Annotated in this window: 28 protein-coding genes; 10 read left to right on the forward strand and 18 right to left on the reverse strand. The window is 67.4% G+C overall.

The genetic code is table 11. The features are described 5' to 3' along the window. The first annotated feature begins 255 nt into the window (after positions 1 to 255). From K3U96_RS12955 to K3U96_RS12965, 3 genes are all read left to right on the forward strand, one after another. Complete coding sequence (locus K3U96_RS12955) at positions 256 to 573, forward strand: hypothetical protein (protein WP_069407764.1); 318 nt, start codon at positions 256 to 258, stop codon at positions 571 to 573. A 79-nt stretch (positions 574 to 652) separates the two neighbouring features. After that, entirely contained in the window at positions 653 to 1,600 is a 948-nt protein-coding gene (locus K3U96_RS12960) for an ankyrin repeat domain-containing protein (RefSeq protein WP_220693255.1), read from the forward strand. A gap of 9 nt (positions 1,601 to 1,609) precedes the next feature. Continuing rightward, the gene (locus K3U96_RS12965; RefSeq protein WP_220693256.1) at positions 1,610 to 2,377 is read left to right on the forward strand and encodes an SGNH/GDSL hydrolase family protein; all 768 of its coding nucleotides are present in this window, start codon (positions 1,610 to 1,612) and stop codon (positions 2,375 to 2,377) included. Here the strand turns inward: K3U96_RS12965 and K3U96_RS12970 are convergent. From K3U96_RS12970 to K3U96_RS12985, 4 genes are all read right to left on the reverse strand, one after another. Beyond that, positions 2,374 to 2,739: a DUF732 domain-containing protein gene (locus tag K3U96_RS12970; protein ID WP_069407761.1), complete on the reverse strand. Its 366-nt coding sequence runs from the start codon at positions 2,737 to 2,739 to the stop codon at positions 2,374 to 2,376. The two genes, K3U96_RS12965 and K3U96_RS12970, sit on opposite strands and share 4 nt — an antisense overlap. Before the next feature lie 30 nt (positions 2,740 to 2,769). After that, positions 2,770 to 3,333, reverse strand: coding sequence for a hypothetical protein (locus tag K3U96_RS12975; protein ID WP_069407760.1), 564 nt, complete (start codon positions 3,331 to 3,333; stop codon positions 2,770 to 2,772). 70 nt (positions 3,334 to 3,403) lie between these two features. Next, positions 3,404 to 3,586, reverse strand: a complete 183-nt coding sequence (locus K3U96_RS12980; protein ID WP_220693257.1) for a hypothetical protein — start codon at positions 3,584 to 3,586, stop codon at positions 3,404 to 3,406. Positions 3,587 to 3,615: 29 nt separating this feature from the next. Further along, on the reverse strand, positions 3,616 to 4,416 hold the full coding sequence (locus K3U96_RS12985) for a nuclear transport factor 2 family protein (RefSeq protein WP_220693258.1): 801 nt from the start codon (positions 4,414 to 4,416) through the stop codon (positions 3,616 to 3,618). A 106-nt stretch (positions 4,417 to 4,522) separates the two neighbouring features. On the opposite strand from K3U96_RS12985, the gene K3U96_RS12990 reads away from it, so the two are divergent. Beyond that, positions 4,523 to 4,915: an Rv0313 family protein gene (locus tag K3U96_RS12990; RefSeq protein ID WP_220693259.1), complete on the forward strand. Its 393-nt coding sequence runs from the start codon at positions 4,523 to 4,525 to the stop codon at positions 4,913 to 4,915. Positions 4,916 to 4,925: 10 nt separating this feature from the next. Here K3U96_RS12990 and K3U96_RS12995 read toward each other — a convergent pair whose 3' ends face one another. Then, positions 4,926 to 5,363 carry an SRPBCC family protein gene (locus K3U96_RS12995; RefSeq protein WP_220693260.1) on the reverse strand — a complete coding sequence of 146 codons (438 nt, stop codon included), beginning with the start codon at positions 5,361 to 5,363 and terminating at the stop codon, positions 4,926 to 4,928. Then, positions 5,356 to 5,541: a hypothetical protein gene (locus K3U96_RS13000; RefSeq protein WP_220693261.1), complete on the reverse strand. Its 186-nt coding sequence runs from the start codon at positions 5,539 to 5,541 to the stop codon at positions 5,356 to 5,358. The genes K3U96_RS12995 and K3U96_RS13000 overlap by 8 nt, the downstream gene beginning before the upstream one ends. A gap of 92 nt (positions 5,542 to 5,633) precedes the next feature. Here K3U96_RS13000 and K3U96_RS13005 point away from each other — a divergent pair, with 92 nt between their 5' ends. Beyond that, positions 5,634 to 7,091 (forward strand): aldehyde dehydrogenase, encoded by a 1,458-nt coding sequence (locus K3U96_RS13005; protein ID WP_220693262.1) that lies wholly within the window; start codon positions 5,634 to 5,636, stop codon positions 7,089 to 7,091. Here the strand turns inward: K3U96_RS13005 and K3U96_RS13010 are convergent. The 5 genes from K3U96_RS13010 to K3U96_RS13030 all read right to left on the reverse strand — a co-directional run bounded on the left by K3U96_RS13010 (position 7,083) and on the right by K3U96_RS13030 (position 11,198). Then, positions 7,083 to 7,526 carry a MaoC/PaaZ C-terminal domain-containing protein gene (locus tag K3U96_RS13010; RefSeq protein ID WP_069405542.1) on the reverse strand — a complete coding sequence of 148 codons (444 nt, stop codon included), beginning with the start codon at positions 7,524 to 7,526 and terminating at the stop codon, positions 7,083 to 7,085. The two genes, K3U96_RS13005 and K3U96_RS13010, sit on opposite strands and share 9 nt — an antisense overlap. Then, entirely contained in the window at positions 7,523 to 7,996 is a 474-nt protein-coding gene (locus K3U96_RS13015) for a MaoC family dehydratase (protein ID WP_069405549.1), read from the reverse strand. The genes K3U96_RS13010 and K3U96_RS13015 overlap by 4 nt, the downstream gene beginning before the upstream one ends. Before the next feature lie 64 nt (positions 7,997 to 8,060). Continuing rightward, entirely contained in the window at positions 8,061 to 8,474 is a 414-nt protein-coding gene (locus tag K3U96_RS13020) for a nuclear transport factor 2 family protein (protein WP_220693263.1), read from the reverse strand. A gap of 10 nt (positions 8,475 to 8,484) precedes the next feature. Then, on the reverse strand, positions 8,485 to 10,065 hold the full coding sequence (locus K3U96_RS13025) for an AMP-binding protein (protein WP_220693512.1): 1,581 nt from the start codon (positions 10,063 to 10,065) through the stop codon (positions 8,485 to 8,487). Between the two features lie 17 nt (positions 10,066 to 10,082). Beyond that, complete coding sequence (locus K3U96_RS13030; protein WP_220693264.1) at positions 10,083 to 11,198, reverse strand: aromatic ring-hydroxylating oxygenase subunit alpha; 1,116 nt, start codon at positions 11,196 to 11,198, stop codon at positions 10,083 to 10,085. A 107-nt stretch (positions 11,199 to 11,305) separates the two neighbouring features. On the opposite strand from K3U96_RS13030, the gene K3U96_RS13035 reads away from it, so the two are divergent. Beyond that, complete coding sequence (locus K3U96_RS13035; RefSeq protein WP_220693265.1) at positions 11,306 to 12,523, forward strand: cytochrome P450; 1,218 nt, start codon at positions 11,306 to 11,308, stop codon at positions 12,521 to 12,523. Here K3U96_RS13035 and K3U96_RS13040 read toward each other — a convergent pair. Continuing rightward, positions 12,520 to 14,811, reverse strand: a complete 2,292-nt coding sequence (locus tag K3U96_RS13040) for a CaiB/BaiF CoA-transferase family protein (RefSeq protein WP_220693266.1) — start codon at positions 14,809 to 14,811, stop codon at positions 12,520 to 12,522. The two genes, K3U96_RS13035 and K3U96_RS13040, sit on opposite strands and share 4 nt — an antisense overlap. 93 nt (positions 14,812 to 14,904) lie before the next feature. On the opposite strand from K3U96_RS13040, the gene K3U96_RS13045 reads away from it, so the two are divergent. After that, the gene (locus K3U96_RS13045) at positions 14,905 to 15,714 is read left to right on the forward strand and encodes a FadR/GntR family transcriptional regulator (protein WP_220693267.1); all 810 of its coding nucleotides are present in this window, start codon (positions 14,905 to 14,907) and stop codon (positions 15,712 to 15,714) included. Between the two features lie 11 nt (positions 15,715 to 15,725). After that, positions 15,726 to 16,439, forward strand: coding sequence for an SDR family oxidoreductase (locus tag K3U96_RS13050; protein WP_069405535.1), 714 nt, complete (start codon positions 15,726 to 15,728; stop codon positions 16,437 to 16,439). Here the strand turns inward: K3U96_RS13050 and K3U96_RS13055 are convergent. Genes K3U96_RS13055 through K3U96_RS13065 form a run of 3 tightly spaced genes read right to left on the reverse strand, consistent with a single transcriptional unit; the run spans position 16,372 to position 18,931 of the window. Continuing rightward, positions 16,372 to 17,523, reverse strand: coding sequence for an amidohydrolase family protein (locus tag K3U96_RS13055; protein ID WP_220693268.1), 1,152 nt, complete (start codon positions 17,521 to 17,523; stop codon positions 16,372 to 16,374). The genes K3U96_RS13050 and K3U96_RS13055 overlap by 68 nt on opposite strands. Further along, entirely contained in the window at positions 17,520 to 18,578 is a 1,059-nt protein-coding gene (locus tag K3U96_RS13060) for an amidohydrolase family protein (protein ID WP_220693269.1), read from the reverse strand. The genes K3U96_RS13055 and K3U96_RS13060 overlap by 4 nt, the downstream gene beginning before the upstream one ends. After that, positions 18,575 to 18,931, reverse strand: coding sequence for a Rieske (2Fe-2S) protein (locus tag K3U96_RS13065; protein WP_220693270.1), 357 nt, complete (start codon positions 18,929 to 18,931; stop codon positions 18,575 to 18,577). Before K3U96_RS13065 ends, K3U96_RS13060 begins: the two co-directional genes overlap by 4 nt. A gap of 89 nt (positions 18,932 to 19,020) precedes the next feature. On the opposite strand from K3U96_RS13065, the gene K3U96_RS13070 reads away from it, so the two are divergent. Then, the gene (locus K3U96_RS13070) at positions 19,021 to 20,238 is read left to right on the forward strand and encodes a cytochrome P450 (RefSeq protein ID WP_230982446.1); all 1,218 of its coding nucleotides are present in this window, start codon (positions 19,021 to 19,023) and stop codon (positions 20,236 to 20,238) included. A 47-nt stretch (positions 20,239 to 20,285) separates the two neighbouring features. Here the strand turns inward: K3U96_RS13070 and K3U96_RS13075 are convergent, their stop codons facing one another. The 3 genes from K3U96_RS13075 to K3U96_RS13085 all read right to left on the reverse strand — a co-directional run bounded on the left by K3U96_RS13075 (position 20,286) and on the right by K3U96_RS13085 (position 22,686). Continuing rightward, complete coding sequence (locus tag K3U96_RS13075) at positions 20,286 to 20,525, reverse strand: hypothetical protein (protein ID WP_220693271.1); 240 nt, start codon at positions 20,523 to 20,525, stop codon at positions 20,286 to 20,288. A 107-nt stretch (positions 20,526 to 20,632) separates the two neighbouring features. Continuing rightward, positions 20,633 to 21,841 carry a cytochrome P450 gene (locus tag K3U96_RS13080; RefSeq protein ID WP_220693272.1) on the reverse strand — a complete coding sequence of 403 codons (1,209 nt, stop codon included), beginning with the start codon at positions 21,839 to 21,841 and terminating at the stop codon, positions 20,633 to 20,635. Positions 21,842 to 21,849: 8 nt separating this feature from the next. Continuing rightward, a complete protein-coding gene (locus tag K3U96_RS13085) occupies positions 21,850 to 22,686 on the reverse strand; it encodes a mycofactocin-coupled SDR family oxidoreductase (RefSeq protein ID WP_220693273.1) in 837 nt (278 codons plus the stop codon). A gap of 48 nt (positions 22,687 to 22,734) precedes the next feature. On the opposite strand from K3U96_RS13085, the gene K3U96_RS13090 reads away from it, so the two are divergent. Further along, positions 22,735 to 23,331, forward strand: a complete 597-nt coding sequence (locus tag K3U96_RS13090) for a TetR/AcrR family transcriptional regulator (protein ID WP_220693274.1) — start codon at positions 22,735 to 22,737, stop codon at positions 23,329 to 23,331. The last annotated feature ends 71 nt before the right edge of the window (positions 23,332 to 23,402 follow it).

A 23,402-nucleotide genomic window follows, 5' to 3' on the forward strand; every position in this document is an offset into this window, starting at 1 on the left:
TTCCCATCGGCGTCGGGGGCCGGTGCACCTCACCAGTCTCGGTCGCTCGATTTAGCTATTTCTCGGTTAAGTCGACTGACTTGTGTGTGCATAAATTTCTGCCACCGGTCGACCATTTCCTGCCATGGAATTAAACCGCTCACCTGCTGGTTCTTGTCAATGAGCCGGCGCGAACGGTTTGAAAGCAAATAACCGCTTTATTCCGCGTAATTCGCTTGACGGCTCGACAACTCCAAAAGGAAGGCAGGCACGAAGATGAAAAAATTCGGGTTCGCAACCGTAGGCAGTGCCGTCGTCGCCGGACTTGGCGCCGCCCTCATCGGGCTGGCCGCACCGGTAGCCGCCGCACCTACCGGTGACACCAACGCCCAGGACACCATCGCGCGGCTGACGTCGGAGGGCTACACCGTGATCGTCAACCGCTTCGGCAACGCTCCACTGGATCAGGCCGAGGTGATCTCGATCCGCCCGGGCACGACGTTCTCGCGCATTGACGCAGGCACGCCGATCGTGGGAAGCAGCAAGAACTTCACCACCGTGCAAGACAGGACCGTCTACGTCGACGTCAGGTGACGTTGCCTGGTTCGCCAACCCCACGAAGGGGGCACCCGCTCGGGTGCCCCTTTTGTCATTTGGGCACAATCCACATGCTGTGAAAGAACTGGCGTCGTATCTGGACGGGCATGTGCGCGTCGTCGTCTCGCACGACGACGTCGACCTGGTGTTCACGGCGCAGTGCAACGACACCTGGCCGGGCACGATCGCGCGGTCACGTATTTCGGTCGCCGACTTTCTGGCCAAGGGTGCCGGGCCGTGGCCGTGGTTCGACCTGTACGAGAAGCGCGACGCGATGACCCGGGTGCTCGACGCGCTGGGCGCCGACCGTCCCGCCTGGACCGAGCCGCTGCCCGCCGACATCCTCGACCTTTTCGAGCGCGCCCACCGCGGGGACTCTTCGGTGATCGAGTTGCTGGCGATGGGTTTCGACCCCGACCCGGTCGATCCCTGCGGCGCATCGCCGCTCTGGTACGGGGTGCGGTCGCTGTCGGCGGGCATCGTGGTGGCCCTCATCGACGCCGGGGCCGACGCCGGGCGGCGCATCGAACTCTCGGCCCGCGGCGAGCGCTACACGACGATCCTGCATGAGATTGTGCGCGTGGGCCGCACCGTGGCGCTGAACCACGCCCTGGCCCAGGGGGTGGACCCGGCGCTGGTCGATTCCGAGGGGGCGACCCCGATGCACGTCATCGCCGACGCCGGTGACCAGGTGAACGCCGAGGCCGTGCGGGCGTTGGCGCGCGCAGGCGCCTCAGTCAGCACGCCCACACCGGCCGGCACGCAACCCATCGAAAACGCCGCGCGGCAAATGCTGCCCGCCACGGTCACGGCGCTGATCGAGCTGGGCGCCGAACCCGGCCGCGGCCTGGACGCCGTGATGTCGTCGTTGGCCGGGGGCGCGCACGACGCGGGATGGCGCGCGCGCGACGCCGTCGAGGTCATCGGCACCCTGGTCTGCGCGGGGGCCACCGTCACCGAGCGCCACCGCGAGCTCGCGGCCACCTCGGGTGACACGCAGGTAGAAGCCGCCCTGCGCCGTTAGAGTGCCAAGGTGGCATACACCCGATACGTCGCGATCGGTGACAGCCAGACCGAAGGGCTTTGGGACGTCGACGATTCCGGCGCTCTGGTCGGTTTCGCCGACCGGCTCGCCAGGGCCGTCGACAGCCATTACCCCGGCTTGGTATACGCCAACCTGGCCGTGCGCGGTAAACGGATCAGCGATCTCCTCGACGATCAGCTGCCTACGGCGCTGGACCTGGCGCCGGACTTGATCACCGTCTGCATCGGGATGAACGACGTGACCAGGCCGGGACGCAATTTCGGCCAGGCCATCGCCGAGCTGCGGGTCCTGTACGACCGGTTGGCCTGTTCAGGCGCCACGGTGGTCACCACGACGTTTCCCGACCTGGCCCGCATCCTCCCGATCGGCAGGGTGTTGGCCGCGCGGGTCGAGCGGATCAACCACGAGATCCGGTCCGCCGCCGATCGGTACGCATTTCGCCTCGTGGATCTCTACCGCGCGCCGTCGATGACCCACCCGGACACCTGGAGCGCCGACCGCGTGCACGGATCAGCCAAGGGCCACATGCTTTTCGCCGCTGCCGCCGAAGAAGCGCTTGCGCTGCCGGGCAGCGACCACGGCTGGGCGCACCCCGACGCGGACGCACCCCGGCCGTCGGCGCGGTCGCGTACCCAAGCGCAACTGCAGTGGACGCAGAACATGCTGATGCCGTGGCTGTGGCGACACATGCGTGGTCGCTCGACCGGTGACGGATGCCAGCCGAAACGGCCGCGCCTGCAGGCGGTCAGCGCTTAGAACCCCAGGAACGGCAACGGTATCGGTGAGTTGCCCGCGCCGATGGAGGCCACCATCGCCGGGCAGAACATCGAGATCGCGATGCCGGTGAACATGGTGGCCGGGCCCAGCGGCATGCCCGCGGCATCGGCGACCCGCGCGGCCACGTTCGCGGCGTTCTGTCCCGGTTCGGACAGCATCGGGCAGACCTGCTGGCCGACGGCCACGGCGCGACCCGGATCGCCCATCAGGACCCCGGCCTCGCTCACCGCGTGCAGGAACGCGTCGTCGACGGGATCGGCCTGGGCAGGTGCCGGCACGACGGCCGACGCGGCGAGAAATCCAGCGGCCAGCACAGCGGCCACGGCGGGTTTGCGGAGCACGCGCGAATCCTACGCCGTACTGAGGTCTGCTCAGACCCCGGTCCACCCGGCGTCGATGCTCTGCGACACGTCGATGATCTTGGCTTTCTGCGACGCCGGGCTGTCGATCTCGCCCGCGACGTGCGCGGCGATGAACCGCCTGATCTCGGCGTCGATACCGGCCAGCACCCGCAGCACCTCACCGCGCAGCGACTTGGACGTGACGTGGATCGCGATGTCGGACGACCGCGGCTTTTCGACGTCCAGGATCAGCAGCAGCGGCGCGGCCGCCCGGGCGGTCGCCCGCAGGTTGATCTCGCCAAACACCATGAACTGCGGTTTGTCGATGCGCAGATCGACCACCATGTCGATCTCCAGCGGAATCCGGATGGCGAAGGTGATCATGTCGCCCACGTGCCGGGTCAGCCGGGGTTCTTGCACCCTGACCTTGGCGGTGACCTTGGCGATCCTGCCCGGACCCTGGGCGATCGGGCCGATCTGGAACTCGTCGCCTGCGATAGCGGCGATGGCCCCGCCAACGCGATCCTCGGTCACCGCGATCTCGAAGAACTGGCGACCGAACTCTTCGTAGGTAATTTCGTCATCGACGTGCATCGTGGTGTTACCGTCTCACGTCCGCGCCCGCCACCGGGCATGGCGCGACCGAATCGAGACAAGCCCGCAGCTAGCGGTCTTGGCTCTGGCCGCGCGCCTCAGCGCCGGTCTCCCCTACATCCAGGGCGTCATCGGATGCCGTTCGGCCGACGTACGTGCCGTCCTCACCGCCGGATTTACCGGCACGCGATTCCGTGACGTGCTCGTCGTCGTCAACGTCGTCTTCCGTCTCATCGTCGTCACGCCGGACCATACGCAGGTTTCTACCCGCCCTCGGCATGCTCAAACGGCGTCGGAGAAGTAGCGGATCCGGTTGATCGCGAACGACCCCGTCGCCACCTCGGCCATCAGCACATCGCGTCGCCCGTCGCAGTCGACGCCGACGGCCAGGCTGTAGCCGGCCGCGATCACCTTGCGCTGCTGGGCGCCGGCCAGGCGCGACAGCAGTTCGGCGCTGCCCATCGGCTCGTCGTCGCCGCGGGTGATGCGGGTGCCCTTGCCCAGCCACCGGCGCACGGCGACCTCGTCGCCCGCGCGCGCATCGGCGAGGAACTCGCCGAACCGGCGCTTGCCCTGCGGCCCGGGGCCGCGAAAGCCGCTGAGGAAACCGAGCGTGCCGATCAGACCCTGGTTGAGCAGCAGCCCCTTGGAGAGGCGCAGACCCGGGGGAACCGATTTGAGGCCGCCGCGCAGGAACTGTGCGACCATCGCGGGAAGTTCCCAGAATGCGTACAGCGCAGCGATTTTCAGCTCACCCTGGTGATCGGCCACGTCGTAGCGCAGGTAGGCCGGTATCCGCATGGTCAGCCCGGCCCCCATGCCCACCTCGAGTTCCAGATCCCGGATCACGGTGGCGCCGACCACGATGTCGACGTCGCGGTGAAACGTGATGTCGCGCGGGCCGATGAACGTGTCGTAGAAGCTCGCGATCGCGGTGCGGCCGCGATGCGGATGGGAACCGACCGGATCCTCGACGCGCCCGTCGAAGGTGAACGCGTCGATCCATGCGTCGCGGTCGTGCACACCGAACGCCGCAGGAGATCGCTCGACGGCGACCAGCACGTCCGCCCGTGAGATGGCCATAAGGTGTCCTACCACCCTCGTCGGCCGCAGTCGACTACTTCGCCACCGGCGGGCACACTGGATTTACCGCCGTGCATCGAAGGCACGGCTCGGAGGAGGAACCGCCATGACCAGCAACGGGCCGTTCGGGATCGACCCCGAGGAGTTCGACCGGGTCGTCCGCGAAGCGGGTGAAGGGCTGCGCGACGCGCTCGACGGGGTCGGCAGGTTCTTCAGCACCTCCGGCGAACGCGCGGGGTGGGCGAACCTGATCGACGAGTTCGCCAGGCAGACCCGCCCCAAGCGTGAGCCGGAGACCGCCGGGGAGACCGGTGACGGCGTGTGGGCCATCTACACCGTCGCCGAGGACGGCAGCGCCCACATCGAGCAGGTGTATCCGAGCGAGCTCGATGCGCTTCGGGCGAACAAGAACAACACCGACCCCGGCCGCAGGGTGCGGTTCCTGCCGTATGGCATCGCGGTCAGCGTGCTCGACGCGGCCGAAACGCCCGAGGCCTGACTGTCGTGGTCTAACCCGCGAAGTGTCGCCGGATTCCGGCCAGCATCGCCCGGTGCGCGGTGATCGCCTGCCGCGCGGTGAACGCGAACAGCGGACGCGGCGCCTGGATCGTAATGCGTTCTGTGACACGGGTTCCCGCGCGCACCGGCTCGAACGTCACGACCGTGCGCAGCCGCACGCCGGGAAACTGCCGCGCTTCCGAGGTGATGTCGCCGCTGTCGGTGACGGTCAGCTGCGCCCAGTAGGTCGTCCGCAACGTCACGGGGCCCAGCCGGATCCGGTCGGTGACGCGATAGGTGCGGGTGTGGTCGCGGCGGGAGATCGTGCGTACGGCGACGACGAGCGGGTGCACGGTCTTGATGTTGTCCAGGTCGGCGTAGAACGCCCGCACCTGCTCGGCGGGTGCGGGCACCTCCTCGGTGAGCACCCGTTGTGCGTGTTCAGGCACCGGAGGCGGTCCGCAGTACCGTGGCCAGGCCGTCGGCCTGGACCGCGGCGATGACGCGCCGGGTCGTCTCGTCGTCGCCGAACGAGACCAGCACGGCGCTCGGTGGCACCGACCGGTCCTGCAGGCCGCTGAGGTACCGGTACGCGCGGTCGGAGAACTCCGCCAGCAGATCCGTCATGTCTTCACGCTAGCGCCCCGTGGCCGCCACCCCATCTTTGTTATCTTTGCAGCAATAGCCGGGGGCGCATCATGGCGACGAGGAGGTCCCTCATGAGACCGCTTGACTACGATCGACTTTTCATCGGCGGCCGGTGGCACAAACCTGCTACCGCACAGCGGATCTCGGTGATCTCCCCCCACACCGAGGAGCAGATCGGCCAGACGCCCCACGCCGGGCCCGAAGACGTCGACCGAGCGGTCCGTTGCGCCAGAACGGCGTTCGACGACGGGCCGTGGCCACGGATGAGCGTCGCCGACCGGATGGCCAAGATCGACAAGCTCGCCGCGCTGTACAGCGCACAGACCGACGAGATGGCCGACCTGATCACCGCGGAGATGGGCTCGCCGCGCAGCTTCAGCAGGCTCGGGCAGGCGACCGGGGCCGTCGCGCAGATGCACCTGGGCCTGGCCACCGCGCGGGAATTCCCGTGGACCGAACGCCGGCCGGGCCTGTTCGGCGACGTGCACATCCGGCGGGCGCCGGTCGGCGTCGTCGGGGCCATCGTGCCCTGGAACGTGCCGCAGTTCCTGATCATGCCGAAGATGATCCCGGCGCTGATCGCCGGTTGCACCGTCGTGCTCAAGCCCGCGCCCGAAACGCCTCTGGACGCGATGTGGCTGGCCGAGATGCTCGAGGAGGTCGACCTGCCCGAAGGGGTGGTCTCGATCGTGCCCGGTGGGCGCGAGACCGGTGAGGCACTGGTGCGCCATCCCGGGGTGGACAAGATTTCGTTCACCGGGTCCTCTGCGACCGGTCGCCACATCGCGGCGCTGTGCGGCGCACAGCTCAAACGGGTCAGCCTGGAACTGGGCGGCAAGTCAGCCGCGATCATCCTCGACGACGCCGACATCGCACACACCGTCAAACACCTCAAGACCGCCAGCCTGCTGAACAACGGGCAGGCCTGTGTGGCACAGACCAGGATCCTGGTCAGCGAACGCCGCCACGACGAGGTCGTCGACGCCCTCAGCGAGATGATGTCGGGCCTGCAGGTCGGTGACCCCGCCGACGAGAGCACCGACATCGGACCGCTTGTCGCCCAACGCCAGCAGCAACGTGTGCAGGGCTATATCCGGGCCGGGATCGACGAGGGCGCCCGAATGGTGCTGGGCGGCACCGACAAACCGCACGAACGCGGCTGGTATGTACAGCCCACGTTGTTCGCTGAGGCCACCAACGACATGCGGATCGCCCGCGAAGAGATCTTCGGACCGGTGCTGACCGTGCTCACCTACACCGACGAGCACGACGCCGTGCGGATCGCCAACGACAGCGACTACGGGCTGGCCGGTTCGGTGTGGACGTCCGACGTCGCGCACGGCCTGCAGATCGCCGAGCAGATCCGCACCGGCACCTACGGCATCAACATGTACACCCTGGACACCACCGCCCCGTTCGGCGGGTTCAAGCAGTCCGGCGTCGGCCGCGAGTTCGGCGCCGAGGGCCTGGCGGAATACGTGGAGTTGCAGACGACGGTCAGCGCCCAGAAATTGCCGGACCTAACCTGAGAGCTGCAGCGTGACCTCGGCGGGGCAACACAGTTCGTCGTGCTGATTGCACACCGTGATGACGAGGTCCACCAGCAGCCGCGGCACCGTCCCCGAGTCATCCTGCCGTTTGGCGACGGCGCGGCCCCGGCCCACCATCGTGTCGCCGGCGTAGATCGAGCCGAGCAGCTTGACCTTGCGGCGCACCACCCTGCTGTACGGTCCGGCCCAGTCGGTCGCGATGCGGTCGACGAACCCGGCGATGTGCATGGTGTTGACGAAAATCGTCGGGTGGCCTTGGCGCCGCGCATATTCCGGGTCGTAGTGGGCGGGAAAGTAGTCCCACGTCGCACCCGGGTTCATCACCACCCGCTGGTAGTCGACCCGGTCGACGACCTCGGCCAGTTCGGTCGGGACCACGACGTCGTCCCACGCCATCGGGGAGTAGGTGGTCATGGCCGCGCCGCGGGGGTGAACCGGAACAACGTGTTGCAGTTGACGGCCACCAACGTTCCGTCGCCGCGGTGAAACTCGTCCCGCGTCTCGACGAAATGCCCGGTGCCCAGCCGGGTCTGCTTCTCCGGCGACACCGACACCACCTGCTCGACCACGTGCAGCCGATCCCCTTCGACGATGGGGCTGAGGTACTCGACGTCGTTGGAGGCGTTGATGAACGTGGTGCCCGGAAGCGGGACCAGGATCGCGATCGACGGTGTCGGTGGCTGCTCGGTCGGTGACCACGGCGGTGGGATCAGCCACCCCATCAGCATCGCCGGGGGCGCGAGCAGACCGCCCCACACCTCGCTGGCGAAACCGGGGTCCCAGTAGGACGGGTTGGGGTCGCGCACCATGGCCGCGAAATGCTGAATTCGCGCACCGCTCACCGCGGTACCCGCATACCTGGGCGGTGTCTTCGTGCCGACCATGCGAAGCGCGTCGGCATAGGTGCCGAACGCGAACGCGTACCGGATGCCCTGACTCACAACGGGCTCACACCGAAAGCGCGTTCTCGCGCGGTGCGCGGTCCCACTCCAGCTGGCGCGACGTGAAGTACCAGCCACCCCTCTCGTAGCTGAGCCGGTCGGTGAAGGTCCCGGTGGCCACCAGCGTGTCGGCGCCGTACCACAGCGCGACGCACTGCTGGGTCGCCTCCACGCCGTCCACCGTGATCTCGTGGTCGACGGTCACCAGCCGTCGCCCGGCGCCACCGTCGAACGCGGCGCGCAGATCGGTGAACGCCTCTCCCCCACGCGAATACGTCGCCCCCGCATGCCGGAAGGTCGCGATCCACCCGGCCAGATCACCCGCGGAGTACAACCGGTTGTGTCGGGCATCCAGATCGAGGATCGCCGCCCGCCCGGCCAGCCCGTCGAGCACGTACTGCTGCTGGTAGGTCAACGTCATGGTTCTCCTTCTAACGACTCAACACATAACCGTGCGCGTCCCGGTCCCACGCGCCGGCGCCCAGCCCCCGGCTGCGCAGAAGGTCTTTGCGCACCCGGCCGATGACGTTCTTCGGAATCTCGTCGAGCACTTCGACGTAGCGGGGCACGCAGAAATACGGCATCCGCGCCGCACAGAAGTCCAGCAGATCGCGGAAATCCAGTGACGCGCCCGCCCGCATGGTGACCGCCACCAGGATGTCGTCTTCGCCGAGCTCGCTGGGGATCGCGACCGCGGCCGCCTCGAAGATCGCGGGATGGCGCATCACGGTCTGCTCGACCTCGACCGACGAGACGTTCTCCCCGCGCCGACGCAGCGAGTCCTTGACGCGGTCGAGGTAGGTGAGGTTTCCGTCGCCGTCAAGACAACCCAGGTCGCCGGTGGGAAACCACTCGGGGTGCGGTTCGACGTGCAGCCCGCCGGACGCGGGCGACACATACCCCTCGCTCATTGCATGCGCTGCCCGCGCCCGGCAGGTGATCTCCCCGACGTCCCCGTCGCGCACCTCGAACCCGTCGGGGCCGACGATGCGCACGTCGAACGCCGGGTTGACGGAACCAGACGTACCCGGCACACCTTCGTCTGAAACCGACTTGTAGGCAAGAGGGAACGCCTCGGTCAGACCGTACATCGTCACCACGCGGCAGCGGTAACGCCGTTCGACGGCCCGGTAAATTTCCGCCGAGATGGGCGCGGCCGAGATGAACCGCAGCCCGGTCTCAGCGTCACGAGGGTCGGGCGGCAGGTTCCACAACATCGACACCATCGCGCCCGCACCGGCGAAACCCACTGCGCCGCAGGACCTTATCTCGTCCCACACCGTGGTGGGGTGAAAGCCGTCGGCGAGCACGCTGGTCCCGCCGACCAACATCGGCGCCAGCACGGTGGGCGCCGCGCTGAGGTGAAACAGCGGCATCGCCGTCCAGATCACTTCCCCCGCCGCGAACTCCCACGCCGATGCGACGGTCGCGGCCGCGCTGAACAGGTAGTGCCACGTGGTGGCGACGGCTTTGGAGGCACCGGTGGTTCCCGAGGTGAAGAACAGCGCGCCGACGTCACCGGCCGCGACCGGTGCCGACGGTCCCGTATCAGCGGGCGCCACGGCGAGTCGCTGTGAAAGCGAATCATCCAGCACCAGGGTGGTGCTGAGCGTGTCGACGCGACCGGCGACCTCGGCGAGCCGCGGTGCCCGCTCGCCGTCGGTGAGCACCGCTTTGGCCCGCGACAACGTGAGCGCGTGGGCCAGGAAGTCGCCCTTGCTGGCGGCGTTGACGGCCGCGGTGATTAGCCCGGCACGGGCCGCCCCCAGCCAGAAGTACACCCACTCCGGGCAGGTGCCGGTGAACAGCGCGAGGGTGTCTCCCGGCCCCAGTCCCCGCTCGAGGAGCAGGTTGGCTGCCGCGCAGGACCTTTCACGCATCTCGGCGAACGTCACCGGTGCCCCGCCGATCGACATCATCACCTGGTCGCCGAATTGTTCGGCCCGCCGGTCCAGCACGGCGCCGACGGTGAACTGGTCGACACCGAAGGCCGCCGGCTCGATCGGCGGCATCCGGCGCCCGGCGGATGTCACGCTTGTGCTGCCGCCGGATCGGGTTGGCCGTCGGCGGTGTAGCCGAAATCGATGGCGGACGGCTCGGGGCCCGGATAGAACCGGTGGGCCCAGCGCCGCAGGGCGGCGTAGTCGCGGGCCTCCTCGGGGGCGAGGTTGGGCTTCTCCAGGTACTTCATGTTCTCCCAGGTGAAGAAGTCCTGTTTGATGACCTCCTGCTGCAGCTGCAGGAATTTCGCGGCGCCGCCCGTCGGCTTGTCGCCGGTATCGCCGGGTTCGCGGACCGAGGCCTGGGTGTAGAAGTAGTCGGTGTAGTCCTCGTCCACCGGGGTCTGACCGGTCACCTGCACGGTGGCCACCAGCTCGGAGGGGAACCGCACGACGCCCAGACCCAGCGAGTAGTTGTCGTAGATGATCTTGGCGTCGACGGGGCCGTTGGGGGTGAGCCACGTCTTGGCCCGTCCCCCACCGAAATTCGCGTTCACCGTCGCGTGCAGGTGATAACCGGACAGCTCGAAGGACGCGGTGTTGGCCGGGTTGGCGGCCTTGTGCACATACTGCACGTGATACGGGTCGGCGGCGTTCTCGATGATCATCTGCGCGTGCACCTTGACCCGGTTAACCATCCGGGTGTGCGGGTGCAGCGGGTAGTACTCGTCGGTCTCCAGTTCGGGCAGCACCGGGGGCTGCCAGTACGGCGCGCGGCCGTGGCGTTCGTGCCAGACCAGGATGAACCCGTACCACTCGGTGCTGTGGTAGCTGCGGATCCGCACGTTCTGCTTGCAGCCGATCTTGCTGTACGGGATCAGCGCGTTGCTGCCGTCGCCGTTCCAGTGCCAGCCGTGCCACGGGCAGACGATGCGCTCACCCTCGACCGTGCCGCCGACCCCCATGTTCGCGCCGAGATGCTGGCAGTAGGCGTCCAACACGTTGACCTGACCGGATTCGGTCCGGAAGATCACCAGCTCCTCACCGAAATAGTGGGCGCGTTTGACCTGTCCGGCGGACAGCTCCGAGGCGAACCCGACGATGAACCAACCGGTCGGGAAGCGGTACGTCGACAGGCTGATCCCGCCGGACCCGAACTCGTGTTCCGACGGGTCGAGGGTGGGGTCGTGGACCGTGTCGGTCACTGTTCGTCTCCGTCCGCAGCGCAATCCCGCAGGTCACACGCACCCGCCGTTGCCTATTTTTACTATTTTAGGCATTCTAAAGCAAGGACGAGCCAGGAGGACCGCGAGTGACCACGACGGAACCGGTCGATTTGTCCGATCTTTCGTTGTGGCAGAACGGTTTTCCCGATGAACTGTTCACGATGCTGCGCCGTGAGCGGCCGGTCTTCCATCATCGGCTCACCGACGGTGTCGCCAGAACGGTCACCCGGGACTTCTGGGTGACCACCAAGCACCGGCACGCGCTACGCATCCACCGCGACACCGACGCGTTCACCGCCGTGGACGGCCCGCTCATCCAGGGAATCGGTCCGGCGGGCGCGTTTCCCAACATCATCAACATGGATCCGCCCGAGCAGACCAAGCGGCGCAGGGTGATGTCGCACGCCTTCACCCCGCGCGCTATCGGCAAGCTCGAGAACGGTATCCGCCGGCGGGCGGCAGCGCTCGTCGACCGCCTGCTGGAGTCGGGCACCGGCGACTGGATCGAGGACGTCGCCGACGTCCTGCCGATGGCGGTCATCGGCGACATCATCGGCATCCCCGAAAAGGACCGACCGCAGATCTTCGCCACGTTCGACCGGATCCTGAAGGCGGGTCCGTCGCAAGACCAGGTGGAGGCGTTCACCGAGGTCTTCACGTATGCGGTCGACCTCACGGCCGAGAAACGGCGCCATCCCGTCGACGACATCTGGAGCGCGCTGGCCACCGCGGTGATCACCGACGAACACGGCGAGCAATTGTCCATCCCCGAAACGGAACTCGAAAGCTTCTTCTTCGTCCTGGCGTTCGCCGGCAGTGACACCACGAAGAACGCCCTGGCCTACGGGCTGCAGGCGTTCGTCGCCGATCCCGCGCAGATCGAGCGCTACCGCACCGACGAGTCGATCCGATCGGCCGCGGTCGAGGAGGTGCTGCGCTGGTCGAGCCCGGTGGCGTTCTGGACCCGCACCACCCGGGTCGACGTGGAGATGGACGGCGTCGCGATCCCGGCGGGTCAGCGGGTGGTGGCGATGCTGCGCTCGGCCAACCGCGACGAGGAGATCTTCGACGACCCGTTCCGGTTCGACATCGGCCGCGTCGACAACCCGCACGTCACGTTCGGCGGCGGTGGGGCGCACTACTGCCTGGGCGCGATGCTGGCGCGCGCGGAGATCCGCGCCGTTCTCGACGAGTTGCTGTGCCGCGCCGACCACATCAGCCTGGGGCCAGCGACCGTGTCGTATCCCCACCTGGCCAACAACATGACGATCTTCGACGCGCTGCCGATCACCGTGTGGGCTTAGAGGCCTTTGGGGCGGGTGCCGATCACGTCGTCGGCGCTGAGCCGGTCCAGCTCGGCGTCCTCGAGACCGCACAGTTGCGACAGCACCTCGGCGTTGTGCTCGCCGAGCCGCGGCGGCGTGCGGTACAGCCAGGCGTCGACGCCGTCGGGCCGGGCGAACGGCGGGCACGGGTACCAGCCCGCGCCGGTGCTGGGATGGTCGAGCTTCTCGAAGAAGCCGCGGTGTAGCAGCTGCGGGTTCTCGACCACCAGGGACGGTGAGATCACTACGGCCGCCGGGATGCCCTGCTGCACAAGTGTTTCCACTGCTGCCTCGGCGTCGCGGGACGCCAGCCACTGGTCCAGCGCGCCGCCGGTGAGGCTCGCCAGCGCGGCACGCTGGGCGTCGGTGCGGGCGGAGACCGCCACCCAGGTGTCCTGCCCCGCGCAGGGATAGACGTCCTGGTCCGAGTCGGGACGCCCACGGTTGCCGCGACGTTCCATGACCTGTCCGAAGACCTCGTATTCCATTGTCTGCGCCGCGGTTACGTTCAGCACGGTCTCGATCATCGGCACCTCGACGAGCTGGCCGCGGCCCGTGCGCTCGGCGTATTCCAGTGCGGCGAGCAGCGCGAACCCCGCGTGCGCCCCGGCGAGCGGATCGCACGCTCCGCGCGGGGCGATCGGCGGGCCGTCGGGAAGCCCGGTCACCCACGCCAACCCGGCGATCTGCTCCATCGTCGGCGCGAACCCCACCCGGTCGCGCCACGGTCCGCTCAGCCCGAACGCGGGCATCCGCATCAGCACCAGCCGCGGGTTGATGTCCAGCAGCACATCGGCGCCCAGGCCGAACTGGTCCATCACCCGCGGCGAGAAATTCTCCACCACCGCGTCGGCCTTGCGCACCAGCTCCTTGACCAGCCGCAGCCCGTCGGGGGACTGCAGGTCCAGCGTCACCGAGCGTTTGTTGGTGTTCATCGCGTGAAAGACCCAGCCGTACTCCCACCAGTCGTCGACGTCCTTGCGCATGCCACCCGAGTACCGGATGCCGTCGGGGCGCTGCACCGATTCGATCTTGATCACGTCGGCGCCGAACGCCGCAAGGGCGTGGGTGGCCGCCGGCCCGGCCCAGAACGCGGTGAAGTCCACGATCCGCACGCCGGACAGCGGCCGCACACCGCAGGATGCCGTCGACGTCGACGCTCGTGGCTGCCAGGGGCGTTCGCCGTCGCTGTCCCCGACCGACGGCGCCCGGCGCAGCGGCGCGGGCCGGGCTTCGCTCATCAGCCACGGCGGGCGCGGTTGCCGGAAACCCGCGGGGTTGTCCACATACACGCCGCGCTGCTGCATGTGGTCCATCGCCGGTATCGTCGCGCCGTTGCCCAGCGGAGCCAGCGGCAGCCGGAACAGCTGCCCGAGCTCGACGATCTCCTCGACGGTGCGGGCCCGCAGCCACGGGTCGATGCGTTCGCGAATCCACTCCCGGTAGTCCCACCGGCCGATCTGGAACTGCAGCGCGGGAACCTCGGTGAACTCCGAACATTCCACCATCGCGGCGAAATCCAGCCACTGCTGGCCGGTCACCATGCTGATCCCGACGTAGCCGTCCTTGGCCTGCTCGATCGACGGGACCTCGACCGAGCGCCGCACCGGCGGCACCTGCAGCAGTTGGCTGTGCAACCACTCCCCGCTCTGCATCAAGGTCACCGCCTCGAGCATCGACATGTCGAGATGACCGCCAGGCCCGCCGGTGCGCACCCGCCGGTGCAGGGCCAGCGCGCCGTAGGCCGCCCACACCCCGCCCATGAACTCCCCCAGCTCACCGCCGATCGAGATCGGCGGGCCTGCCGGGTCACCGCGAAACCCCGTCAGGCCAGAAGCGGCCTGCAGGGTGAACTCCGTGGCGGGGCGCTGCGCCCACGGGCCGGCCCAGCCGAAGTCCGAGACGGTGACCACGACGCAGTTTGGTGCGATCTCACCAAGCCGCTGTGGGTCCAATTTCTGCGCTTCGGCTTCGGTGCGGTTCGCGGTCAGCACGACGATATCGGCGCCCGCCAGCAGATCGTCGGAACAGCTTGTCACGCTTTGCTTTCCGGAGTTGAGATAGCTGAACAGCGGTGAATCGGCACCTTCGGGTGGGGCGGCGCCGGTGAGCGTGTACCGGCGGAACGGATCGCCTTCTGGCGGTTCGACCTTGACCACGTCGGCGCCGGCGTCCACCAGGAGCTTGCCGCAGTACGCGCCGGCGATCCGGTCGCTGATCTCCACGACGCGCAGGTCACCGAGCGGGGTGGGTGCTATGTCGCCCACACGCACGACCTCCCTCGTTTTTCGCCATCTTAGTAACTATTGGCGGATAGCCGGCCCGGGTGGCGGTGCTGTCGCTGTTAATATTGCGATGTCATGACCACACTGGGTATCGGTCCCGAAGCGCGACGGCGGCTGGGGGCACGCAGAACCGCCGAGATCGTCGCCGACGAACTCCGTCGCCAGATCATCGAGGGCGAGTTGTCCGACGGTGATCTGCTGCCGCGCCAGGAATTGCTCGTCGAACAGTTCAACGTGAGCCTGGTGTCGCTGCGAGAAGCATTGCGAATACTGGAAACCGAGGGCCTGGTGTCGGTGCGCCGCGGCAACCGCGGCGGCGCCGTCGTGCACGCACCGGCCAAAGCGAGCGCAGCCTACATGCTGGGCCTGTTGCTGCAGAGCGATTATGTGCCGCTCGCCGACCTCGGCACCGCCTTACAGGAACTCGACCCGATGTGCGCTGCGCTTGCCGCGCGCCGTCCCGACCGCGCCAAGACGTTGATCCCCAAGCTCAGGGAACTCAACGAGGCCATGGCCGAACACATCGACGACGGCGCCCGGTTCACCGAGATCGGCGGGCAGTTCCACGACGAAATCGTGCGCGGCTGCGGCAACCACACGATGATCGCGGTGGTCGGCAGCCTCGAGACGCTGTGGACCGGGCACCTGAACTGGTGGGCTGAGGAAACCGCGGCCCGCGGCGAGTACCCGTCGCTGGGCAAGCGGCGCATCGCGTTGCGGGTGCACACCAAGATCGTCGACGCCATCGAGGCCGGTGACGCCGAACGTGCCAGGAAACTGGCTGCCCGTCACGTCGCCGACACCCAGACCTACTTGCTCGCAGGCGATCCCGAGCAGCGGATCGTGGCCCTGTCACCGCAGGCGCTGGCGCAACGCCAGCGCTGAAGGGGTCTGGCATGCGCACGGCGCTGATCACCGGCGGCAGCGGTGGCATCGGAAAAGCCTGTGGCCGTAGGCTCGTCGCCGCCGGATATGACGTTCTGCTGACCGCGCGGCGGGAAGAGCCGCTGCGGGCGGCGGCCCAGGAGTTGGGTGCGCGCTACGTCGTTGCCGACGCGTGCGCACCCGCGACGTTTGCGCCCGCGGTCGACGCGGCCGAGCGCATCGACCTGGTGGTGCATGCCTCGGGCGTCCTGGGCGGCACCTACGCACGCAAGCAGACCTTCGCCCAATGGCGCGCCACCATGGCAGCCAACCTGGACTCCTGCTTCGTGGTGACCTCGGCCGCGCTGCCGAAGATGGCAGCGGGCTCGCGCTTCGTGTTCGTCTCGTCCTCGGCGGCACACGAGCCGATGCGGGCCCGGACCGCCTATTCGGCCTCGAAGGCCGGAATGAACGCGTTCGCCGCGGCGCTGGCACAGGAAGTCGATCGAGACGGCATCAACGTCCACGTCGTCACGCCCGGCCCGGTCGAAACCGAGATGTTGCAGGATGTGCCGTTCGAGATGTACGCCATCCGCGCTGCCGACGTCGCCGAAGCGGTCGCCTGGCTGGACACCGTGGACCCGTCGGTGGACCTGCCCGAGATCAGATTGCACGCCGTCACGCGCGGCCCGGCGGCACGGCCTCCGGTGGTCCCGTTGGAGGTGCAGCGCCGGGCAGCGCCTTGACCGTCGCAGGCAGACCGTAGAGCGCGGTGGCGTTGCCCCGCATGATGCGCTCACGCTGATCGGCGGGAAACCGCCTGATGGCCCAGTCCGGCGCGTCGTAGCTCCAGTGCGGATAGTCCGTGGAGAACATCAGGTTGTCACCGAGATCCATCATCTCCAGATAATCCCGGTACACCGCGACGTTGACGTCTTCGAGCGGCTGGGTGGTGAACCGGACGTGCTCGCGCACATAGTCCGACGGTCTGCGTCGTACGAAGGGCAAGTCGGCCTTGCGCTGCTCCCAGATCCGGTCCATCCGCCACATCACCGGCAGCGCCCAGGTGAAACCGCCCTCGACGAACACGATCCGCAGCCCGGGATGCCGGTCGAATGCCCCGTCGAACACCAGGCTCATCAGGTGCGCGACGTAGAGCAGCGGCCAGGACGCGAAGAAGTCGTGCCAGTGCGCCGGGTTGCCGACCGGGTAGATCGGGATCAGCTCGAACGGGGTCTGACCCATCAGATGGGTGGCCACCGGAAGTCCGTGCCGCGCGGCCGCCTCGTAGATCGGATCGAAATGCTCGCTGCCGAACGGTATTCCACGCGTCTGGGGGGTCATCAAGACCTCAGCCATGTAGGGATGGCCGGCCCAGCGTTCGATTTCACGCGCCGAGGCCACCGGATCCTGGGCGGTGATGCTGATCGTGCCGCGCCACCGTCCGTGCCAGTTGTTCTCGCCCAGCCACACGTCGGCCAGCCAGTCGTTGTGGGTGGCCTTGAGGATGTGCTCGGCCTGCGGCAGCTGCGCATCGCACATCGGTTCCAGCAGCGCGATGCTCACCCCGGCGTCGATCAGCAGTTGCTGGGCGGCGAAGTCGGGATCGCTTCCCGCTGCGCCACCCGCCGGCGGCGCGGCGTCGACCCGCAACGACATGGTCTTGTAGGAGTCCGGGGTGTCGTAGAAATGCGGTATCGGCGAGGTCGCGCGACCGGTCGGCCACAGGGTGTCCCTCCACTGTGCGGGGGCATAGGACTTCAGCACCTCGCTCGAGACGGGCAGCGGGTGCACGTCGGTGTCGACGATGCTGACCGCGACGTCCGTCACAGCCGGCTCCCTTCCAGGTCTGCGGTGATGGCGTACAGCTCGGCGGCGTTGCGCCACAACACCTTCTCGCGCTGGACGTCGTTGAGCCCGGCGGTCACCGCTGCCGGTGTCGACGTCGACCAGTGCGGGTAGTTGGATCCGTACATCAGCAGCTCCGACTTGTCGGTGTAATCCAGCCACCGTTCGGTCAGGGCGGTGTCGGTCGGCCCGTCCAGCGCCGACGAGCAGAACCGGACGTGGTCGCGCAGGTATGCGCTCGGATAGCGGTCGACCCACGGTGTCTGGTCCCGCATCGACATCCAGAAGGTGTCCAGGCGCCACATCAGCGGCGTGAGGATGTCGTAGCCGCCGTCGGCGAAGACGAACCGCAGGCCGCGATGGCGACCGAACATCCCCTCGATGATCAGCGTCGCCAGGTGCACAAAGCCGTTCAGCGGCATGAACGCGGCGTATCCGGGATAGGTGTGGGCGTGCCCGGCGAACGTCGGCGCATGGTCAACTCCGTTGCCGCCGTTGATGTGTACGGCCACCGGCAGGCCGTGTGCGGCCGCGGCTTCCCAGATCGGTTCGAACATCGGTTTGCCGTAGGGTTCGCGCGACTGCAGCGGCACCCCGACCTGCACCATCTTCGGATGGCCGGCCAACCGGTCGATCTCGGCGACCGCACCCTTGACGTCCTCGGGGTTGACGCGGATGGTGCCGCGAAACCGGCCGCTGGTGTCGGCGTCCAGCCAGCGCTCCAGCAGCCAGTCGTTGACCGCCGCGCAGATGCGGCTGTTGAGCAGGTAGTCGGCGATGTTGCCGCGTGTCAACGGGTTCAGGACCGCCACGTCGACACCGGCGTCGGCCAGGTGGCGCCCGACCGTCTCGGGGTCCGAGCCCGGATAGTGCTCGCCGTAGAGCTCCTGGCGGTAGTCCCCACCAGGGGCCTGGTACCACTGCTGTTCGACATCGGGGATGGCGCGCAGCTTGTGCGCGGGGGGCAGATAGCGGCGGATCTCCGAGTTATAGCGGAAATGGGGCTGGACGTTGGCGTCGATGACCGGCGTGCTCATGCGGTCAGGAACACATGTCCGTCGACGACGTCGACCTCGTAGGTTCGCACCCGCTTGGCCGGATCGGCGAGGTTGACGCCGGTGGTGATGTCGAACTCCCATTGGTGCCAGGGACACCTGGCGATGCGGCCGACCCGTGTCTGCCGTACCTGGCCGGGCACGTCGGGATCGAACTCGTTGGCGCCGCCGACGTACCCGGCGCACAGCGGGGCCCCTTCGTGCGCACAGTAATTCGCGATGGCATACAGCGAGCCGTCGATGTTGTACACACCGACACCGAACTTGCCTGCCTGCACCAACTTCATGCTGCCGGGAGGCAGGTCCTCGATCGCGCATACCGCCAGGCGCTGCATTCCGTCCCCTCGGTCTCCTTGACCTAGATTACCTAAAATAGTAAAGATAGACCGTTAGAGCGCAAGACCGCGCTGCCCGGGAGGCGTACGTGACGATCAGCATCGATTCGGACAACCCGACGGCTCCGGACTTGGCGCATGATCCCTACGCGTTCTTCGCGCACAAACGCAGAACCGAACCGGTATGGCAGGGCACGATCATGGACACCTCCATGACGCCTCCGGAGTTGCTGTCTGCGCAGGAGTGGACGCTGTTCGACTTCGACAGCGTCTTCGCCGCGTTTCGCGACGGCGACACGTATACCTCGCAGATCTACGAGAACACGATCGATCTGGTGCTCGGCCCGACCATCCTGAGCATGCACGGCAAGCAGCACCACGACCACCGCAGCCTGGTCGCCAAGGCTTTTCGGCAGAGCGCTCTGGAATACTGGGAACCCGCGCTGATCGATCCGATCTGTCACGAGTTGATCGACGCGATCAAGGACGACGGCGGCGCCGACCTGGTGCAGGCGCTGACGTTCGAGTTCCCCACCCGTATCACCGCCGCGCTGCTCGGACTGCCCCAGCAGGACCTGGAGTTGTTCAGGCGACTGTCACTGGAGCTCATCTCGATCACCGAGGACATCGAGGCGGGGCTGAACGCATCGGTGGAGTTGGGCGCGTATTTCCAGGACCTGGTGGACCAGCGGCGCCGGGCGATCACCGAGGACATCATCGGTGATCTCGTCGCCGCCGAGATCGACGGCGAACGGCTCACCGACGAAGCCATCATCTCGTTTCTTCGGTTGCTGCTGCCCGCCGGTCTGGAGACCACCTACCGGTCGTCGAGCAACCTGCTCCACCTGCTGTTGACCCATCCCGATCAACTGCGCGCGGTGCAGAACGACCGCGATCTGATCCCGGCCGCGATCGAGGAGGGCCTGCGCTACGAGACGCCGTTGGTTTCGGTGCCGCGCAGCACAACCCGCGACGTCGAGGTGCACGGTGTCGGAATCCCGCAGGGCGCGCAGGTCAACCTGTGCATGGGGTCGGCCAACCGCGACGAGAAACGATGGCCCGACGCAGAGGTTTTCGACATCCACCGGTCCAGAAAACCGCACATCTCGTTCGCGGGCGGAATTCACAGCTGCCTTGGCCTGCACCTGGCCCGGGTGGAGACGCGGTCGATGCTGAACAGCCTTTTCGACCGGGTGACCGACCTCGAGCTGCTCGCCGGCGAGGACACCAGGATCGTGGGCATGCCGTTTCGCTCCCCCACGCGCCTGCCGGTGTCCTTTCGTGCCGCGTCGAGGGGTTCTGCCTGAGCTTGTGGAGCCGCGCGGCGATACTGCACCCGCGCCAAATGCGCCTGCTAATACTGCCCGAGCGGCCGGCAGACGTTCTTGACCGGGTTCCAGTACTCCCCCGGCGCGCAGGCCAGCGGAGCGGTGGCCACCGGCGGTCGGCAGATGTTGTCCACCGCGTCCCACCACTCCCCGTTCTGGCAGTTGAGCGGCTGGGCCGACCCGATCGCCGACGCCATGACCGACATCGCGGCCACCGGGGCGAACGCGGCGGCCGCGATTGCCGAACGACGAAAACGTTTCCTCATACGCTCATCCTGCCCAAACGCACCGCGCCAAAAACCCGAGATCGACGAAATGGTGATATCCACCCGCAGTTTCCCGCCCGTTTGTCCCGTTCGGCGAAAACCGCCCGTCACACCACGATGCGCAGGTGTTGCCAGCCGCGCACCGTCGACGTCGGCGCCAGTTGCGCAGTCCCGTAATCGATATCCCATTCCGGCCACCGGTTGAGCAGCTCATCGAGCGCGACACGGCCCTCCAGCCTCGCGAGGTTCGCCCCCAGGCAATAGTGCAGCCCTTTGCCGAAGGTGAGGTGGGAGATGTTGGCCCGGTGGATGTCGAACGTGTCGGGGTCGGCATAGCGGCGCGGATCTCGGTTGGCTGCGCCGAACAGCAGCAACATCGCGGCACCGGCGGGCACCGTGGTGCCGTAGCACTCGAAGTCACGCGCCATGTACCGCGCGACGTGCGGGCCGGTCGGCTCGAAGCGCAGCGTCTCATCGACGGTGCGGGTCAGCAGCGACCGGTCCTCGACGACCTCACGCCGCTGATCCGGGTGCTCGGCAAGCACTTTGGCCAGCCAGCCGATGAGCCGTCCGGTGGTCTCGTTTCCCGCGCCCGCCACCACCTGCGTGTAATGCAGCACCTCTTTGCGGGTCAGCTTGCGCGTCACGCCGTGCTCGTCGGTGAACTCCACGTTCAACAGCGCGGTCATCAGGTCGTCGGAAGGGTTCTTGGAGCGCCACTCGACGTAGTCGGTGTAGATGCTGCCGTCGGCGATCTTGTCGGGGTTGACCACCTTCATCGGCGCACCGGGCTTCGTGCGCAGGTTGGCGTCGTTGGCGTCGCGAACCGAAACCTGTTCGGACTCAGGAATGCCCAGCAGCATCCCGATGACCCGCATCGGCATCATCGAGGCCAGTTCGGCGATGATGTCGAAGCCCTCGGATCCCACCAGCGGGTCAAGGCAGCCGATGCAGTAGCGGCGGATCTGGTCTTCGATCTCGGCCATGCGGCGCGGGGTGAACACCCGCGACATCAACCCGCGCAGCATCGTGTGGATCGGCGGATCCTCGAACATCATCACACCCTTGGGCATGTCGAAGTCGGATTTGACGAGTTCCAGGATGTCGCTGCGCTGGTTGGAGAACGTCTCCCAGTTCGACAGGGCCGTCTCGACGTCGGAATGCCTTGAGAGCGCCCAGAAGTCGTAGCGCTCGTTGTAGTAGATCGGGGCTTCCGCGCGGAGCCGCGCGTACGTCGGATACGGGTTCGCGGTGACGTCGACGTCGTAGGGGTCGTAGTAGACGTCGGTGTCAAAGCCGGTGCCGGCGACGCTCATGGCTTCCTCTACTTCAGTAGGCTGCCGGCATCCACGGGCAGCGTGACACCGGTGATGTAGCGGGCTTCGTCGGAGGCCAGGAACAGCACCGCATTGCTGATGTCCTCGGTCTGCACCCACGGGGTCGGCAGGAAATGAAACGACTGACAGACCGGCGCGAGGTCGTCGGGCCCGGGGTTTTCCAGGTCCGGACGGAACAACCGGTAGGTCGGCTCGTTCATCAGCAGCGGGCTGTTCACATGGGTCGGATGCACGGTGTTGACCCGGATGGAATGCTGCCCCAATTCGACGGCGAAGGTCCGCATCAAGCCGACGACGCCATGCTTGGCCGCGATGTAGTGGCCCACCTGCGGATAGGCCTTCAGCCCGCCGACCGAGCTGGTGATGATCACCGAGCCGCCGCGACCACCTGCCAGCAGGTGCGGAACACCGGCCTTGACGGTTTTCCAGACGCCGCCCAGGTTGACGTCCAACGTCTCCTGCCAGGACTCCTCGGTCATCTTGTGCAGTTTCACGCCGACGGTGCCGATTCCGGCGTTGGCCACGATGATGTCGAGCCGGCCCAGCTGTTCGACGCCGCTGTCGACCGCCGCCTTCAGCGCATCGAAATCCCGCACGTCGACCTCGGTGGTGACGATGCGGCGATCGAGGTTTTTGACCAGTTCCGCCGTCTCGGCCAGATCCTGCGGGCTGGCCGCCGGGGCCGGAGAGTCCTTGAACCCGCGGCAGATGTCGATCGCGATGATGTCGGCGCCTTCTTGGGCCAGCCGCACCGCATGGCTGCGGCCCTGACCCCGGGCCGCCCCCGTGATGAACGCGACCTTGCCAGCTACCCGACCCGCCATGCCCGCTCCCTCGTTGTTGGGCGATCGCCCAACATTTATGCTGGCGCTATGTCTAGCAGCCCTGTTAACCAGGGGTCAAGGGTTCCGCGTGAGTCGGCGACGCGACAGGCGTTGATCGAGGCGACGGCCCAGGTGATGCTCGACGACGGCTACGCCGCGGCCACGTCGCGGCGGGTCGCGGCCAAGGCCGGCGTCAAGCCCGCGCTGGTGCACTACTACTTCCCGACCATGGACGACCTGTACCTGGCGGTGCTGCGGGCGGGCGCGGAGGCCAACCTCGCCAGGCAGCGCCAGGCGCTCATCGAGGACCGTCCCCTGCACGCGCTGTGGCGGCTCAACAGCGCCAACGGCGCGCAGCTGTGGATGGAGTTCATGGCGCTGGCCAACCACCGCAAGGAGATCCGCAGCGAGATCGCCGCGTACGCCGACCGCTTCGGCGAGGCGGAGGAGAACGCGGTGGCGCTGGCGTTGCGGGCACACGACGTCGACGCCGAGGCGTTCCCGCCGGTGGTCATGTCGATGATCGTGACCAGCCTGGCCCGGGTGCTGTTATTGGAGCGTGGACTCGGGATCACCCGTGGTCACGCCGAGGCGCAGGCCTTTATCGAACGACACCTTCAACGGTTTGAAATCCCCGCACAGTGACCCAAACCGCAAGGTCAGCCACGGAGTGACCAGCAACACAGTGACTTGAGCTAACCTATGCCGAAATGAGA

Source organism: Mycolicibacterium holsaticum DSM 44478 = JCM 12374, from assembly GCF_019645835.1.
In the GTDB taxonomy this organism is placed as follows: Bacteria; Actinomycetota; Actinomycetes; order Mycobacteriales; family Mycobacteriaceae; genus Mycobacterium; species Mycobacterium holsaticum.

Bases quoted from the DNA above. Each gene is read 5' to 3' on its own strand.
- K3U96_RS13010 (WP_069405542.1), bottom strand. From the start codon at position 7,526: ATGACCACCTACTCCCCGATGGCGTGGGACGACGTCGTGGTCCCGACC.
- K3U96_RS13060 (WP_220693269.1), bottom strand. From the start codon at position 18,578: ATGAGCACGCCGGTCATCGACGCCAACGTCCAGCCCCATTTCCGCTAT.
- K3U96_RS13085 (WP_220693273.1), bottom strand. From the start codon at position 22,686: ATGGCGGGTCGGGTAGCTGGCAAGGTCGCGTTCATCACGGGGGCGGCC.
- K3U96_RS13065 (WP_220693270.1), bottom strand. From the start codon at position 18,931: ATGCAGCGCCTGGCGGTATGCGCGATCGAGGACCTGCCTCCCGGCAGC.
- K3U96_RS13005 (WP_220693262.1), top strand. From the start codon at position 5,634: ATGAGACCGCTTGACTACGATCGACTTTTCATCGGCGGCCGGTGGCAC.
- K3U96_RS13020 (WP_220693263.1), bottom strand. From the start codon at position 8,474: ATGACGTTGACCTACCAGCAGCAGTACGTGCTCGACGGGCTGGCCGGG.
- K3U96_RS13050 (WP_069405535.1), top strand. From the start codon at position 15,726: ATGCGCACGGCGCTGATCACCGGCGGCAGCGGTGGCATCGGAAAAGCC.
- K3U96_RS13075 (WP_220693271.1), bottom strand. From the start codon at position 20,525: ATGAGGAAACGTTTTCGTCGTTCGGCAATCGCGGCCGCCGCGTTCGCC.
- K3U96_RS13080 (WP_220693272.1), bottom strand. From the start codon at position 21,841: ATGAGCGTCGCCGGCACCGGCTTTGACACCGACGTCTACTACGACCCC.
- K3U96_RS12955 (WP_069407764.1), top strand. From the start codon at position 256: ATGAAAAAATTCGGGTTCGCAACCGTAGGCAGTGCCGTCGTCGCCGGA.
- K3U96_RS13000 (WP_220693261.1), bottom strand. From the start codon at position 5,541: ATGACGGATCTGCTGGCGGAGTTCTCCGACCGCGCGTACCGGTACCTC.
- K3U96_RS13045 (WP_220693267.1), top strand. From the start codon at position 14,905: ATGACCACACTGGGTATCGGTCCCGAAGCGCGACGGCGGCTGGGGGCA.
- K3U96_RS13025 (WP_220693512.1), bottom strand. From the start codon at position 10,065: ATGCCGCCGATCGAGCCGGCGGCCTTCGGTGTCGACCAGTTCACCGTC.
- K3U96_RS13015 (WP_069405549.1), bottom strand. From the start codon at position 7,996: ATGGTCGGCACGAAGACACCGCCCAGGTATGCGGGTACCGCGGTGAGC.
- K3U96_RS12980 (WP_220693257.1), bottom strand. From the start codon at position 3,586: ATGGTCCGGCGTGACGACGATGAGACGGAAGACGACGTTGACGACGAC.
- K3U96_RS13090 (WP_220693274.1), top strand. From the start codon at position 22,735: ATGTCTAGCAGCCCTGTTAACCAGGGGTCAAGGGTTCCGCGTGAGTCG.
- K3U96_RS12975 (WP_069407760.1), bottom strand. From the start codon at position 3,333: ATGCACGTCGATGACGAAATTACCTACGAAGAGTTCGGTCGCCAGTTC.
- K3U96_RS12985 (WP_220693258.1), bottom strand. From the start codon at position 4,416: ATGGCCATCTCACGGGCGGACGTGCTGGTCGCCGTCGAGCGATCTCCT.
- K3U96_RS12990 (WP_220693259.1), top strand. From the start codon at position 4,523: ATGACCAGCAACGGGCCGTTCGGGATCGACCCCGAGGAGTTCGACCGG.